The sequence below is a fragment of the Enterobacter sp. QK-SA4 genome (assembly GCF_056856775.1).
Genome location: NZ_JBXFXH010000007.1, coordinates 2,847,784 through 2,861,843, shown reverse-complemented (window position 1 = coordinate 2,861,843; position 14,060 = coordinate 2,847,784). Strand labels below are relative to the sequence as shown.

Sequence of the window (14,060 nt, the reverse complement as noted above, 5' to 3'; positions counted from 1 at the left end):
TCTCAGAGTCCAGTAAACAGGAGAATCAGGTGAAAGAGTCCCCCGCCTGGGTTGCCCCCCTCGAATCCCTTCCCGCCAGCCTAAAACCGATAGCCGCCATGCAGAAAAAGCATTTTGGCGCGGTGCTGAATCCCACCCGCTGGTGGGGGCGAATGCCGCGTCTGTTCTGGCTGGTGGCGCTGTTTGTCGGCTTTCTGGAGCGTCGTCACGCGCGCCTGACGCCCGCGCTGCGTTCGCTGCTCATGACGCGGGTATCCCAGCTCTGTCACTGCGCTTTCTGCATTGATGCCAACAGCCTGCGTCTGGCCGAGCGCTGCGGCGCGCTGGATAAGGTTCAGGCCGTGAGCGACTGGCAGGATTCCTCCTTGTTCACCGAGCAGGAGCGCGCGGCGCTGGCCTACGCCGAGGCGATGACCGCCACGCCGCCCCGGGCGGATGAGGCAGTCAGAACGGCGCTGAAACGCCACTTCACGGACGATGCCATTACCGAGATGACGGCGCTGATTGCGTTTCAGAATCTCTCCGCCCGTTTTAATGCCGCGCTGGATATTCCGGCGCAGGGGCTGTGCGCCACGTTTAGCGAGACTCCCCATGCTTGACCGTCACCTGCACCCGCGGGTTAAGCCCGCTCTGAATCGTCTGGTTTCCGTGCTGGATAAGCCGGGCATCACGCCCGACGGATTGACCCTGACCGGGTTTGCCATCGGCGTGCTGGCGCTGCCGTTTCTGGCCCTCGGCTGGTATCCGGCTGCGCTGGCTGCCATCGTGCTTAACCGCCTGCTGGATGGTCTGGACGGCGCGCTGGCGCGCCGGAGAGGGCTGACCGATGCGGGGGGATTTCTCGACATCGCGCTCGATTTTCTGTTCTACGCCCTGGTGCCGTTTGGCTTTGCGCTCGCGGCACCCGCTGAGAATGCGCTGGCGGCCGCCTGGCTGCTGTTTGCGTTTATCGGGACCGGCAGCAGCTTTCTGGCGTTTGCGGCGCTGGCGGCGAAGCACGACATCGACAACCCCGGCTATGCGCACAAGTCGTTTTATTACATCGGTGGGTTAACGGAAGGGACGGAGACCATCGCCCTGTTCGTGCTGTGCTGCCTGTTCCCGGCGCACTTTACGCTGTTCGCGTGGGTATTCGGCGCGCTGTGCTGGCTGACCACCACAACGCGCGTCTGGAGCGGCTATGTGACGCTGAAGTCACTCAGCCCTTAGAGAGCGCTTTCTGGCCCACGCTCTCCGGTGGTGACCGGGTTCTGCGGGTGACTGCTCCATTCGTACCAGCCGCCGTCATAGACGGCGACATTCTTCCAGCCCATCGCCCGGGCGTACATAAAGGTTTCTGACGCCCGCCACCCGGTGCCGCAGTAAAACGCGACGTGCTGTTCCGGCAGAATATTCCAGCGCTTCCACTGGGCGGCGATATCGTCCGCGCTGCGCATGGTGCCATCCGGGTTATGGAAATCTTCCATATGGGTCGCGTCGCTGCCCGCATGACCCCAGCGGGCACCGGCAATTTCACCTTTTGGCTTGATGTAGCTGTAGCCGCTGGTTTCGCCGATGAACTCCGGCCAGGAACGAATGCTGACCAGGGAGGCATCCTGACGGTGCAGCATCCCGCGCGCCTGTTCCATATCAACCATCAGCTGCGGCTGGCCGGGGATCGGCGCGCCAAAATCGAGGGCTGGCTTCACTTTCGCGGGCGTGCCGCGTTCAACCGGCAGGCCTGCATCGGACCACGCCTTCCAGCCGCCGTCGAGAATACGCACATCCTTCACGCCTGCATACAGCATGATCTGCGCCACGCGCGCGGCGGCGTAAACGTCACGGCCATACAGAATGACGGTGGTGTCGTGACGGATCCCGTGCTTCGCCAGCATCGCTTTCAGCGTGTCGTCGGAGACTTTATTCCACAGCGGCTCGCTTTCCACCTCGTTGGTGTCGATGTAGCCCGCGCCGGGAATGTGGTTTAGCAGGTAAAACTTCGGTGCGCCCCAGGCGGCTTCAATCACTTTCCAGTCCCCCGCCGGCGCGGCGGTCACGGGTTTACCCTGCTGGAGACGGTGGATCCACTGCGGATAAACCAGCTGTTCAAAGTGAGGCAGGCGCTGAAGGCGGTCGGGCGTCTGCAGAGCGTCGCTGAGCAGCGAGACGTTGCGGTATCCGGCTTTCTCCAGGCGGGATTTCACCGCCAGGTTATCGTTCTCGTCGCCGTAGAGGGCGATGGCCGTCGCGGGCGTAAGCTGATGCTGTTTTGCCCAGCTCGCAATCTGCTCGTCGCTCATTGCGCCCAGCCAGGCGGCAGCCAGGTTGAGTGCGGCGGGTTCATGCCCGGAGGGGCCGCTGAGGGTCTGCGGCCAGCCGTTATAGAACGCGCTGGGGCGGGTGTCGACAGGCGTGCCGTGCTGTGCCTGAAGCTGGGAGAGCGTCATCGCGTTGGCCAAATCAGCCGCCAGAGAGGAAAAGGATGCGAGGCCGCAGAGCAGGGCCAGCGCGGTCAGTTGAGAAACACGTTTCATCGAATAACCTGACGTCAGTAAAAGAGGGGGGCATTGTCGTCTCTCCCGAAACGGAAAACATTGCGTTAGCACATTATTGCCAGCGAGAAATCTCAATCAGCTCGCCGCCGGGCGGAATATCGTCCTCATCGTGCGTGACCAGCACCACCGGGATATTGCGCGCGCGGGCGGCGTCAAAAACCCATGTCCGAAACGTCTTGCGCAGCGTTTTATCGAGGCGGCTGAACGGTTCGTCCAGCAGCAGCGCCTGCGGCTCTGCGAGCAGGGCCCGCAGCAGGCTGACCCGGGCACGCTCCCCGCCGGAGAGGGTGGCCGGATCGCTGGCGTAATGACCGCTCAGCCCGGCGGAATCCAGCGCCTGCTCGACCGCTTCCCGACGCGCTCTCCCGACGATCCGCTCAGGCAAGGCCAGCAGCAAATTTTGCCCGACGCTGAACTGTTCAAACAGCAGCGCATCCTGAAAGAGAATGCCCAGCCCGCGGGCTTCAACAGGGAGGCTATCGCAGCGACGCGCGTCGAGCCACAGTTCGCCCCGCGCCTGGAAATCGTCTGACAGCGCGCCGACCATCCACGCAAAAAGGGTCGATTTGCCGCTGCCGGACGGCCCCATCAGGGTAACGATCTCCCCGCGAGGAACGCAAAAATTGACCTCGCGGAAAAGCGGTTCGATGGTGAGACCTTTAACCTTCAGCATTAACGTAATCCTTGACGGTAGCGGCCCGCGAGCCGGGATATCAGGGCAGCAAGACCGAACACCGTGCCCGTGACCAGCAGTAATCCCAGCGCCCTGCTGGCGAGAACAGGGATGCTGCCCCCGCTGCTGAGCGCGACGGTTTCGGTGGTCAGCGTGGCGAAGCGCCCCGCGCCCAGCCAGAGCGTCGGCATGTATTGCGCCATGCTGACGGAAAAACCAATAGCAAAGGCCAGCAGCGCCGGGCGCACCAGCAGGGTGCATTTCAGCAGTAAGAATATTTTTGCCCGTCGCCAGCCGAGCGTTCTGGCGGTAAGGATAAGCCGGGGGTCGATCCGCCGCCAGGCGGGCTGCAGAACCAGCAGCATCCACGGCAACACCCACAGCAGATGGCTCCAGAGCACGGCGGCATAGCGCCCGTCGAGCCCCAGACGCAAAGCAATAAAATATTGCCCGGTGACGAGCGGCAGCGCCGGAAGGGCGAGCGGTGACCACACCCACGCTGCGCCGCGCTGCGGTCCCCATTCCAGCCAGAGAAAAATGACGATGAGGGCGATCAGGCTCGACAGCAGGCCGAAGGAGAGGCTGGTCCCCACGGAACCCACGTCACCCCCTTGCGCCAGCATCAGCAGTACCGCAGCGCACAGGATGCCGCACGCGGGCAGTAACCCGCTGAGTGCCCGCTCAGGCAGGACGCGCTGAGACCTTCGGCGCGTCCCCGCGAGGTCCGGAATTGTGCGACGCCATACCCTCCAGAGGCCGTATCCGAGGGCGGCAAGCGCGGCCAGCAGCATGAGGAGAAGCAGGCACAACAGCATTCCTTTTGCCTGCTGCTGCGCGTCGCCCTGGCTTAGCCACTGCCAGGCCAGCACGGCCAGGGTGGGCGGGTTGCCGGGCCCGAGAACGATCGCTACGTCCACGACCGAGAGCGACCATGCCAGCACCGCCAGCATCACCGCGCCGAGGACAGGCGCGATCGCCGGGAGAATCAGCCAGCTGAGCGTCTGATAACGCCCGTAGCCAAAGGTCTGCAGGACGATCTTCTGCTGCGCGAGCCGTTGTTCCGGCAGTAGGGCGTAAATAGCCCACAGCACGAACGCGCTCTCTTTGACCGCGAGCGTCAGGCCCAGCCCGACGCCGTAGCGGTCAAACGGAGCCGTACAGACGGTACAGAGCTGATAAAACAGACCGCCCTCGGCAAACAGCAGTAACGCGCTGGTGGCGAACGCCACATGGGGGATCGCCAATAGCCAGGGCAGCCGGGTCGTGAGGCGTCGCCAGCGTTGACCTGGCCACAAAAGGCAGACGAAGAAAAGGGCAATCAGCAACGCCCCCAGCGTGGCGATAAGCGTTGAGATCAGCGTGGCGACGGTCGCCTGCGGCAGCTGCGTATCGTTCAGCAGCCGCTGCCAGTTTGTCGCAGAAAGCGCCGGTGCGAAAAGCATCACGCCGGCGGGCAGGATCGGCAGATAAATCACCGCCATCGCCAGCCAGACAAGCCCGCTCAGCGGGTGCCGTAACGACGCAGCCATTCCTGCTCCAGCGCGTTCACCCAGGCGGACTGCGGCTCTGCAAGCACCTGCGGCAGCCCCTGAGGCGTATGGGTCAGCAGCTGTTTCGCTTCCTCTTCGGGCAGCGTTTTCGCATCCAGGACGCTCGGGTCTCCCCAGATGGCCGGGTCGGCCTTGCGGATTTGCGCCTGCGGTGACAGCAGGAAATTAGCGACTACCTTTGCGCCCGCGCTCGCGCTGGCATTGGCCGGGATAGCCACAAAATGGACGTTGCCGAGCATCCCGCTCTGGAAACCAAAGCTGTAGCTGTCGGCAGGCAGTTCGCCGCTCGCCACTTTCTGCTGCGCATGCGCCGGGTTAAAGGTCAGCGACAGGTTCAGACTGCCGCTGGCAAGCAGGGCATCCATTCGTGCTGGCGAGGGAGGGAAATCTTTTCCTTCGCGCCACAGCAGCGGGTGCAGCTTATCGAGGTAGGCCCAGAGCGGCGCCGTAACCTCAGCAAACGTTGCATCGGGCGCTTTTTGTAAAGCCTCAGGGCGATCGGTGAGCGTCAGCAGCAGCTGCTCAAGAAATGCCGTGCCGGTAAAATCGGGTGGGCGGGGATAGCTGATCTTACCCGGGTGCTGCTGCGCGTAGGCCTGCAGCGCCTGCGGATCCACCGGCGGCGTCGGCATGCTGGCTTTGCGGGCGATAAAGGTTAGCTGCGCGCCGCCCCACGGGGATTCCGCCCCGTCGGTTGGAATCGCAAAATCTTCCGTGACGGGTTTACGGGTATCGACATAGCGCCAGTTTGGCAGCGTCTGCGCCCATCCGGTTTGCAGCAGGTTCGCCTCTTTTAACGTGCGGAAGTTTTCGCCGTTGACCCACAGCAGGTCAACCGAGCCGTTGGCCTTACGCCCCGCGGCGGCTTCCGTCTGGATCCGTTTTACCGCATCGGCGGCGTCCGCCAGCGGGACAATTTTTAGGGTAATGGCGTAGTGCGTTTGCATCTCACCGCTGACCCACTCAAGGTAGCGGTTGACCGCCGGATCGCCTCCCCAGGCGTTAAACCAGACGGTCTGGCCTTTGGCCTGCTGTTGGATAGCGTGCCAGCTTTCGGCGGCACAGAGGGGGGCTGCCAGCAGCAGACCGGTCAGGAACGCGCAAAAACGCACACGGCGCATAATGCCTCACTTTTTAACAGACGGAAGATAACGGGAAAACAGCCGGCGTGTCGCCAGCGGCAATAACCCCAGTAGTGTAAAGGCGATTAGCATGCCCGGCGACAAAATATCGCGCAGCGACGCCACTTTCCCCAGCTCGCGTCCGGCGTTCAGAAAGACCACCGTCGCGGGCAGCATGGCGACCTGGCTGACCCACCAGTAGCGATATACGCCAATGCGGGTCAGCCCCATCAGCAAATTCACCAGGAAAAACGGGAACAGCGGCATCAGGCGCAGGGCAAAAAGATAGCCCGCGCCGTCATGCGCCATACCGGCGTTCACCGTTTTCATCTGCTGAGCAAACCGCCGCTGGACCCATTCGCGCAGCAGATAACGGCTGGCGATCATCGCAAGCGTCGCCCCGAGCGTGGAGGCAAACGAGACCAGAAGGGTGCCTTCCCACAGGGGAAATAACGCTCCGCCCAGCAGGGTGAGGATAGCCGCACCGGGGATCGACAGGGCGGAGACCGCCACGTAGAGGGCAAAAAAGATCAGCGCGCTTCGCAGCGGCGCGTGGTCACCATGGGAGATGAGTGCCTGCTGGTGGGTTTTAATCCCGTCCAGGGAGAGTGTGCCTGGGGGAAGTATGACAAACGTCAGAATAAATGCGCCCAGAAGGGCGCACAGGAAAGCGAGTTTTCGAATGTTCACGCGTCATTACAGCTTGAATTTAGCCCATACCGGCGCGTGGTCAGACGGTTTTTCCATGCTGCGGATCTCGTAGTCGATCCCGGTTTCGATGCAGCGCTCTGCCAGCGGCGAACTGGCGAGCAGCAGGTCGATACGCAGGCCGCGGTTGTCGTCAAAGCCTTTTGAGCGGTAGTCAAACCACGAGAAGCGATCCTGCGTGTCCGGGTTGGCGGTACGGAAGGTATCCACCAGCCCCCAGTCCAGCAGGCGCTGCATCCACTCGCGCTCTTCCGGCAGGAAGGAGCATTTGCCGGTACGCAGCCAGCGTTTGCGGCTGTCTTCACCGATGCCAATATCCAGATCGGTCGGGCTGATATTCACATCACCCATGATCAGCACCGGATTATCTTTGTTCAGTTCGGTGGTCAGGTAGTTCTGCAGATCCTGATAAAACTTGGCTTTGGCCGGGAATTTGGTCGGATGGTCGCGGCTCTCGCCCTGGGGAAAGTAACCATTAATCACTGTGATGTTACCCAGCGGGGAAGGCAGTTCCGCCATGATGATGCGGCGCTGTGCTTCTTCGTCATCGCCGGGAAACCCGCGGCGGACTGAAACTGGCGTCTCTTTGGTCAACAGCGCAACGCCGTAATGGCCTTTCTGCCCATGATAGAAGACGTTGTAGCCGAGCTTAGCCACCTCTTCGAGGGGGAACATGTCGTCGTGAACCTTGGTCTCCTGCAGACCGATCACATCTGGCTGATGTTGTTCAACGATAGCTTCAAGCTGATGAGGGCGGGCGCGCAGGCCGTTGATATTAAAAGAGACAAATTTCATAGTCGCTGCCAGTGCAAGGTGAATAGTGCATGGATGGTAGCAGAATTTGCGTCAACTGTTACCGGGTTCGGCCAATAACTGCGACAGATAATGCCGGTGGTGCAATATTTGCACCATTCTGACGCGCATCGCCCTCAAACAGGGCGTAAATGACCGATAAATTTCGCGAGCGATCACAATTCCAGAATTATATTTGGCCTGTGCATACTCTTTCTGATTTTCATGCGGCAAAGCGCCGCTTGTCGTAAAAATATTCACTTTTTATGCACTAACAGTGAATAACTCCATATTGTAACTTATTGATATTGTGTTACCTCAACCCTTTTATGCAATTTTATCGCTGGCTGGCACGAAGGCTGCAATCTACATTCACAGTGCAAACACTCAATTATTTAACATTCAAATAACTTTTTATTTACCGGATGAGGTCGCTATGTCTCTGTCAATTACGCGTGAAAATTTCGATGAATGGATGATGCCGGTTTACGCTCCGGCGGCTTTTATTCCGGTTCGTGGGGAAGGCTCGCGCCTGTGGGATCAGCAGGGTAAAGAGTATATCGACTTTGCAGGTGGGATTGCGGTCAACGCGCTGGGGCATGCGCACCCTGCGCTGCGTCAGGCGCTGAATGACCAGGCGGCGAAGTTCTGGCATACCGGCAACGGCTTTACTAACGAGCCCGCGCTGCGCCTGGCCAAAAAACTGATCGACGCGACGTTTGCCGAAAAGGTCTTTTTCTGTAACTCGGGGGCGGAAGCCAACGAAGCGGCGCTGAAGCTGGCGCGCAAATATGCGCACGATAAATTTGGTACCCACAAGAGCGGCATCGTGGCGTTTAAAAATGCCTTCCACGGGCGCACGCTGTTTACCGTCAGCGCGGGCGGCCAGCCTTCCTACTCGCAGGATTTTGCCCCGCTGCCGCCGGATATTCGCCACGGTATCTATAACGATCTGCAGTCCGCCAGCGAGCTGATTAACGACACCACCTGCGCGGTGATCGTCGAGCCGATGCAGGGCGAGGGCGGTGTGCTTCCGGCGCAAAAAGCCTTCCTGCAGGGGCTGCGCGAGCTGTGCGATCGCCACAACGCGGTCCTGATTTTCGACGAAGTCCAGACCGGCGTGGGCCGCACCGGCGAGCTGTATGCCTATATGCACTACGGCGTGACGCCGGACGTGCTTTCGACCGCCAAAGCGCTGGGCGGCGGCTTCCCGATTGGCGCGACGCTGACCACCGATAAATTCGCCAGCGTAATGACCGTCGGCACCCACGGCACCACCTACGGCGGCAACCCGCTGGCCACCGCCGTCGCCGGGCAGGTTCTCGACATCATTAACACGCCTGAGGTGCTGAAAGGCGTTAAGCAGCGTCATGACTGGTTTGTTGAACGTCTGAACGCCATCAACAGCAAAACGGGGCTGTTTAAAGAAATTCGCGGTCTGGGGCTGTTAATCGGCTGCGAGCTCACCGCCGAGTTTGCCGGAAAAGCTAAACTTATTTCACAGGAAGCGGCAAAAGTGGGCGTGATGGTGCTGATTGCCGGTGCCAACGTGGTGCGTTTTGCGCCCGCGCTGATCGTCAGCGAGGAAGAGGTGCAAACCGGTCTGGACCGTTTTGCGCTGGCGTGTGAAAAAGTGAAATCCGGGGTGTCATCATGATGGTCATCCGTCCCGTTGAGCGAGGCGATCTCGCCGGGCTCATGCAGCTTGCCGGTAAGACGGGAGGCGGGCTGACCTCGCTTCCTGCCGATGAAAAAACGCTGTCGGCGCGCATTGAGCGCGCCCTGCAAACCTGGCAGGGGACGTTGCCAAAAAGCGAACAGGGGTATGTGTTCGTGCTGGAAGACACCGACACGGGGACCGTGGCCGGGATCTGCGCCATTGAAGTGGCCGTCGGGCTTAACGACCCGTGGTACAACTATCGCGTCGGCACCATGGTTCACGCCTCGAAAGAGCTGAACGTTTATAACGCGCTGCCCACGCTGTTTCTCTGCAATGACCACACGGGCGCCAGCGAGCTATGCACGCTGTTCCTCGACCCGGCGTGGCGCAAAGAGGGCAACGGCTATCTGCTCTCCAAATCGCGCTTTATGTTTATGGCCGCCTTCCGCGATCGCTTTAACGAAAAAGTGGTCGCGGAGATGCGCGGCGTGATCGACGACACCGGCTACTCGCCGTTCTGGGAGAGCCTGGGCGAGCGCTTCTTCTCGATGGAGTTCAGCCGGGCGGACTATCTCTGCGGCACCGGCCAGAAAGCCTTTATCGCCGAACTGATGCCGAAGCATCCTATCTATACCCATTTCCTCAGCCCGGAAGCGCAGGCGGTGATTGGCGAAGTCCATCCGCAGACCGCGCCTGCCCGCGCGGTGCTGGAGAAAGAGGGGTTCCGCTACCGGAACTATGTCGACATCTTTGACGGCGGCCCAACGCTTGAGTGCGATATCGATCGCGTGCGCGCGATCCGTAAAAGCCGTCTGGTTGAGGTCTCTGAAGGTCAGCCCGCGCCGGGTGACTGGCCCGCCTGTCTGGTATCGAACGAAAATTACGCCAATTTCCGCGCCATGCTGGTGCGTACCAACCCGAAATGTGAACGTCTGGTGCTGACGGCTGCAGAACTGGATGCCCTGAAATGTAACGCCGGCGATACGGTTCGCCTGGTGCGTCTCTGCCCTGAGGAGAAAACAGCATGACATTATGGATTAACGGTGACTGGGTCACGGGCGAAGGCGAAGAGCGCGTAAAGACCAATCCGGTTGGAAAAGAGGTGCTCTGGAAGGGGCATGACGCCAGCGCCGCGCAGGTAGAACAAGCCTGCCAGGCCGCGCGCCGCGCCTTTCCGGCGTGGGCAAAACAGCCTTTCGCCGTGCGCCAGGAAATTGTTGAAAAGTTTGCCGGGCTGCTGGAGGCAAACAAGGCCGAACTGACGCGCATCATCGCGTCTGAAACCAGTAAACCTCGCTGGGAAGCGACAACCGAAGTGACGGCGATGATCAACAAAATCGCCATTTCGGTGAAGGCGTACCACACCCGCACCGGCGAACAGCATACCGAGATGCCGGACGGCGCGGCCACGCTGCGCCACCGTCCGCACGGCGTGCTGGCGGTGTTTGGCCCGTATAACTTCCCGGGACACCTGCCGAATGGCCATATTGTGCCTGCGCTGCTGGCGGGCAATACCGTCATCTTCAAACCGAGCGAGCTCACGCCACTCACCGGCGAGGCGGTGGTCAAACTCTGGGAACAGGCCGGCCTGCCGCCGGGCGTGCTGAACCTGGTGCAGGGCGGGCGGGAAACCGGTCAGGCGCTGAGCGCGCTGAGCGATATCGACGGTCTGCTGTTTACCGGCAGCGCCGGTACGGGCTATCAGCTGCACCGCCAGCTGGCAGGGCAGCCGGAGAAAATCCTGGCGCTGGAGATGGGCGGCAACAACCCGCTGATTGTGGAAGACCCTGATGATATCGACGCCGCGGTGCACCTGACGATTCAGTCCGCCTTTATTACCGCCGGACAGCGCTGTACCTGCTCCCGCCGCCTGCTTGTGAAACGGGGCGCACAGGGGGATGCCTTCCTGAAGCGTCTGGTTGAAGTGAGCGCGCGTCTGGTGCCTGCCGCATGGGATGCCGACCCGCAGCCGTTTATCGGCGGGCTGATTTCCGAACAGGCCGCGCTGAACGTGCTTAAGGCCTGGCAGGACCACGTCGCGCGCGGCGCGAAAACGCTGCTGGAGCCGAAGCAGGTTCAGCAGGGTGCTTCGCTGCTGACGCCGGGCATTGTAGAGATGAGCGGCGCGAGCAACGTGCCGGATGAAGAGGTCTTTGGCCCGCTGCTGTGCGTCTGGCGTTACGACGATTTCGATGCGGCCATTGCGATGGCGAACAACACCCGCTATGGCCTGTCGAGCGGGCTGATTTCGCCGCATCGCGAGAAGTTTGAACAACTGCTGCTGGAAGCGCGCGCCGGGATTGTGAACTGGAATAAACCGCTGACCGGGGCCGCGAGCACCGCGCCGTTCGGTGGTGTGGGCGCGTCGGGCAACCATCGCGCCAGCGCGTGGTATGCCGCCGATTACTGCGCGTGGCCGATGGCGAGCCTGGAAACCCCGGCGCTGACGCTGCCGGAGACGCTTAATCCGGGGCTGGATTTTACCGGAGGGGATCGTCATGAAAGCGCGTGAGGTTAACTTTGACGGGCTGGTGGGGCTGACGCACCACTATGCCGGTCTCTCTTTTGGTAATGAAGCCTCGACGAAGCACCGCTTTCAGGTGTCGAACCCGAAGCTGGCGGCGAAGCAGGGGCTGCTGAAGATGAAGGCGCTGGCGGATGCCGGTTTCCCGCAGGCGGTGATCCCGCCGCAGGAACGCCCGAACGTGGCTGTCCTACGTCAGCTCGGCTTTAGCGGTACCGATGAGCAGGTCGTCGAAAAAGCGGGTACGCAGACGCCGCACCTGCTCTCCGCGGCAAGCTCCGCCTCCTCTATGTGGGTGGCAAACGCCGCGACCGTCGCGCCGTCAGCCGACACGCTGGATGGCAAAGTTCATCTGACGGTGGCGAACCTGAACAATAAATTCCACCGCGCCACAGAAGCGGAAACCACCGAGCGCGTGCTGCGCGCCATTTTCAACCATGACGCCCATTTTGAGGTGCATCAGGCTCTGCCGCAGGTGGCGATGTTTGGCGACGAAGGCGCGGCCAACCATAACCGCCTGGGAGGCGACTATGGCGACCCGGGCCTGCAGCTGTTTATCTACGGGCGAGAAGAGGGGGGCCACGCCGCGCCAACCCGTTATCCTGCTCGTCAGACGCTGGCAGCCAGCCAGGCGGTTGCTCGCCTGAACCAGGTCAATCCTTCCCAGGTGGTTATTGCCCAGCAAAACCCGCATGTGATTGACCAGGGCGTGTTCCATAACGACGTGATTGCCGTTTCTAACCGCCAGGTGCTGTTCTGCCACGAGCAGGCGTTTGCCCATCAGGAGAAGCTGCTCGCCACGCTGCATGAGCGCGTGCGCGGCTTCACGCCAATCCAGGTGCCAACGGAGGCGGTGAGCGTGCAGGACGCGGTAGAAACCTATCTGTTCAACAGCCAGCTGCTGAGCCGTGACGATGGCAGCATGATGCTGGTCCTGCCGCAGGAATCACGGGATCACAAAGGCGTGTGGCGCTACCTGACGGAGCTGGTGAAGGCCGATAACCCGATTGACGAACTGCGCGTGTTTGACCTGCGCGAAAGCATGGCCAACGGCGGTGGGCCAGCCTGTTTACGTCTGCGCGTGGTCTTGACTCAGGACGAAATGCAGGCGGTGAACCCCGCGGTCATGATGAACGATACGCTCTTTACGCGGCTGAATGACTGGGTCGATCGCTACTATCGCGATCGTCTGACGCAGGCGGATCTGGTTGACCCGCAGCTTCTGCGTGAAGGACGCGAGGCGCTGGACGCGTTATCGACAATCCTGCAGCTGGGATCGGTTTACCCGTTCCAGCGCTAAAGGAGTGGATATGGAAAATTTACTGGCGCTGACCCTGGCCGATGAGACGCCGGAACAGAAAGAGGGGGACGGCCCCTCATTTCGCTGGCGGTGGCTGGGGCGCGGGGTGCTTGAGCTGACGCCGACCGTAAAAAGCGATCTCTCGCTGCTGCTTTCAACGGGTATCCACGGGAATGAAACCGCGCCCGTTGAGATTGTTGATCTGCTGCTGCGTGCGCTGTATCGCAATGAGATCGAACTAAAGTGCCGCGTGCTGGTGGTGCTCGGCAATCCCCCTGCGCTGGCGCAAAACAAACGGTATCTGGTGAGCGACATTAACCGCATGTTCGGCGGCCGCTGGTCGCAGTTTCCGCAGAGCGATGAAACGGCGCGGGCAGAGTGGCTGGAGAACGTCGTGACCGCGTTTTTTGCCGTCGCGGGGCCGGGGCGCTGGCATCTGGATCTGCATACGGCAATCCGCGCGTCTTACCACGTTCGCTTCGGCGTTCTGCCGCAGCGCAGTCAGCCGTGGGATGAAGCGTTCCTGAGCTGGCTAGGTGACGCCGGGCTGGAGGCGCTGGTATTTCATCAGTCGCCGGGCGGAACCTTTACCCATTTCACCTGTGAACGTTTCGCTGCGCTGGCCTGCACGCTGGAGCTGGGAAAAGCGCTACCGTTCGGCCAGAACGATCTGACCCGCTTTGCGCCTACGCATCTCGCCCTTCGGGCGCTGCTGGGAGGAACGGCTCCCGAGCACGCGCATCAGCCCGTTGAGCGGTATCGGGTCGTGCAGCAGATCACGCGCCGCAGCGATGCTTTCCAGCTCCACATGGCCGCGCACACCCTGAACTTCACCCCGTTCCGCAAAGGGGCGCTGCTGGCTGAGGATGGCGAGGAACGTTACGAGGTGCAGAACACCACCGAGTATGTCTTGTTCCCTAACCCCACCGTCGCGTTTGGCCTGCGGGCCGGGCTGATGCTGGAAAAAATATCCTGAACCTTTCCCCTCTCATCATCCGGGAGGGGGGTAAAAAACTTTTCTTAACGATTAAAGCGCTTGCGATTATTTTGCAGAATATTCCTGGTGAATTGCTTTATTATTGATCTGCACTTCGCTATACTTTTGCTAAATCTCTTTAAAATCATTGAATTGAATATTTTTTGTTGCAACTCTCCACGCTTTATCCTTATTTCCTCCACATTTGGCGAAAATTTGTTT

Annotated in this window: 13 protein-coding genes; 7 read left to right on the top strand and 6 right to left on the bottom strand. The window is 60.9% G+C overall.

Annotated features, from left to right (window positions below; all coding sequences use genetic code 11):
- The first annotated feature begins 29 nt into the window (after nt 1-29).
- Together AC1VYI_RS15320 and AC1VYI_RS15315 are read left to right on the top strand one after the other, a co-directional pair.
- Nucleotides 30-599, top strand: a complete 570-nt coding sequence (locus AC1VYI_RS15320) for a carboxymuconolactone decarboxylase family protein (RefSeq protein WP_134866507.1) — start codon at nt 30-32, stop codon at nt 597-599.
- A complete protein-coding gene (locus AC1VYI_RS15315) occupies nt 592-1,209 on the top strand; it encodes a CDP-alcohol phosphatidyltransferase family protein (protein ID WP_045353669.1) in 618 nt (205 codons plus the stop codon). The genes AC1VYI_RS15320 and AC1VYI_RS15315 overlap by 8 nt, the downstream gene beginning before the upstream one ends.
- On the opposite strand, the gene AC1VYI_RS15310 is transcribed toward AC1VYI_RS15315, so the two are convergent.
- The 6 genes from AC1VYI_RS15310 to xthA form a co-directional block, all read right to left on the bottom strand.
- Entirely contained in the window at nt 1,206-2,513 is a 1,308-nt protein-coding gene (locus AC1VYI_RS15310; protein WP_134866506.1) for a sulfurtransferase, read from the bottom strand. The genes AC1VYI_RS15315 and AC1VYI_RS15310 overlap by 4 nt on opposite strands.
- Nucleotides 2,514-2,586: 73 nt before the next feature.
- Nucleotides 2,587-3,207 carry an ATP-binding cassette domain-containing protein gene (locus AC1VYI_RS15305; protein ID WP_045353671.1) on the bottom strand — a complete coding sequence of 207 codons (621 nt, stop codon included), beginning with the start codon at nt 3,205-3,207 and terminating at the stop codon, nt 2,587-2,589.
- On the bottom strand, nt 3,207-4,736 hold the full coding sequence (locus AC1VYI_RS15300; protein WP_226483714.1) for an ABC transporter permease family protein: 1,530 nt from the start codon (nt 4,734-4,736) through the stop codon (nt 3,207-3,209). Before AC1VYI_RS15300 ends, AC1VYI_RS15305 begins: the two co-directional genes overlap by 1 nt.
- On the bottom strand, nt 4,709-5,869 hold the full coding sequence (locus AC1VYI_RS15295) for an ABC transporter substrate-binding protein (protein WP_406807670.1): 1,161 nt from the start codon (nt 5,867-5,869) through the stop codon (nt 4,709-4,711). Before AC1VYI_RS15295 ends, AC1VYI_RS15300 begins: the two co-directional genes overlap by 28 nt.
- A 15-nt stretch (nt 5,870-5,884) precedes the next feature.
- Complete coding sequence (locus AC1VYI_RS15290) at nt 5,885-6,568, bottom strand: TVP38/TMEM64 family protein (RefSeq protein ID WP_226483716.1); 684 nt, start codon at nt 6,566-6,568, stop codon at nt 5,885-5,887.
- A gap of 6 nt (nt 6,569-6,574) precedes the next feature.
- The gene (gene xthA / locus AC1VYI_RS15285) at nt 6,575-7,381 is read right to left on the bottom strand and encodes an exodeoxyribonuclease III (protein ID WP_023311273.1); all 807 of its coding nucleotides are present in this window, start codon (nt 7,379-7,381) and stop codon (nt 6,575-6,577) included.
- Between the two features lie 433 nt (nt 7,382-7,814).
- On the opposite strand from xthA, the gene astC reads away from it, so the two are divergent.
- From astC to astE, 5 genes are read left to right on the top strand one after another with little or no spacing between them, the layout of a single operon-like run.
- On the top strand, nt 7,815-9,035 hold the full coding sequence (gene astC, locus AC1VYI_RS15280; RefSeq protein ID WP_047742134.1) for a succinylornithine/acetylornithine transaminase: 1,221 nt from the start codon (nt 7,815-7,817) through the stop codon (nt 9,033-9,035).
- Nucleotides 9,032-10,066 (top strand): arginine N-succinyltransferase, encoded by a 1,035-nt coding sequence (astA, locus tag AC1VYI_RS15275; protein ID WP_023311275.1) that lies wholly within the window; start codon nt 9,032-9,034, stop codon nt 10,064-10,066. Before astC ends, astA begins: the two co-directional genes overlap by 4 nt.
- Nucleotides 10,063-11,550 carry a succinylglutamate-semialdehyde dehydrogenase gene (gene astD / locus AC1VYI_RS15270; RefSeq protein WP_047742133.1) on the top strand — a complete coding sequence of 496 codons (1,488 nt, stop codon included), beginning with the start codon at nt 10,063-10,065 and terminating at the stop codon, nt 11,548-11,550. The genes astA and astD overlap by 4 nt, the downstream gene beginning before the upstream one ends.
- Complete coding sequence (gene astB / locus AC1VYI_RS15265) at nt 11,537-12,862, top strand: N-succinylarginine dihydrolase (RefSeq protein WP_134866504.1); 1,326 nt, start codon at nt 11,537-11,539, stop codon at nt 12,860-12,862. The genes astD and astB overlap by 14 nt, the downstream gene beginning before the upstream one ends.
- Nucleotides 12,863-12,872: 10 nt before the next feature.
- Nucleotides 12,873-13,838, top strand: coding sequence for a succinylglutamate desuccinylase (gene astE, locus AC1VYI_RS15260; protein ID WP_134866503.1), 966 nt, complete (start codon nt 12,873-12,875; stop codon nt 13,836-13,838).
- Nucleotides 13,839-14,060: the final 222 nt, after the last annotated feature.

Excerpts from the sequence above, each read along its gene's own strand:
- AC1VYI_RS15310 (WP_134866506.1), bottom strand. The coding sequence starts at position 2,513 with ATGAAACGTGTTTCTCAACTGACCGCGCTGGCCCTGCTCTGCGGCCTC.
- xthA (WP_023311273.1), bottom strand. The coding sequence starts at position 7,381 with ATGAAATTTGTCTCTTTTAATATCAACGGCCTGCGCGCCCGCCCTCAT.
- astD (WP_047742133.1), top strand. The coding sequence starts at position 10,063 with ATGACATTATGGATTAACGGTGACTGGGTCACGGGCGAAGGCGAAGAG.
- astB (WP_134866504.1), top strand. The coding sequence starts at position 11,537 with ATGAAAGCGCGTGAGGTTAACTTTGACGGGCTGGTGGGGCTGACGCAC.
- AC1VYI_RS15300 (WP_226483714.1), bottom strand. The coding sequence starts at position 4,736 with ATGGCTGCGTCGTTACGGCACCCGCTGAGCGGGCTTGTCTGGCTGGCG.
- astC (WP_047742134.1), top strand. The coding sequence starts at position 7,815 with ATGTCTCTGTCAATTACGCGTGAAAATTTCGATGAATGGATGATGCCG.
- astA (WP_023311275.1), top strand. The coding sequence starts at position 9,032 with ATGATGGTCATCCGTCCCGTTGAGCGAGGCGATCTCGCCGGGCTCATG.
- AC1VYI_RS15315 (WP_045353669.1), top strand. The coding sequence starts at position 592 with ATGCTTGACCGTCACCTGCACCCGCGGGTTAAGCCCGCTCTGAATCGT.
- AC1VYI_RS15305 (WP_045353671.1), bottom strand. The coding sequence starts at position 3,207 with ATGCTGAAGGTTAAAGGTCTCACCATCGAACCGCTTTTCCGCGAGGTC.
- astE (WP_134866503.1), top strand. The coding sequence starts at position 12,873 with ATGGAAAATTTACTGGCGCTGACCCTGGCCGATGAGACGCCGGAACAG.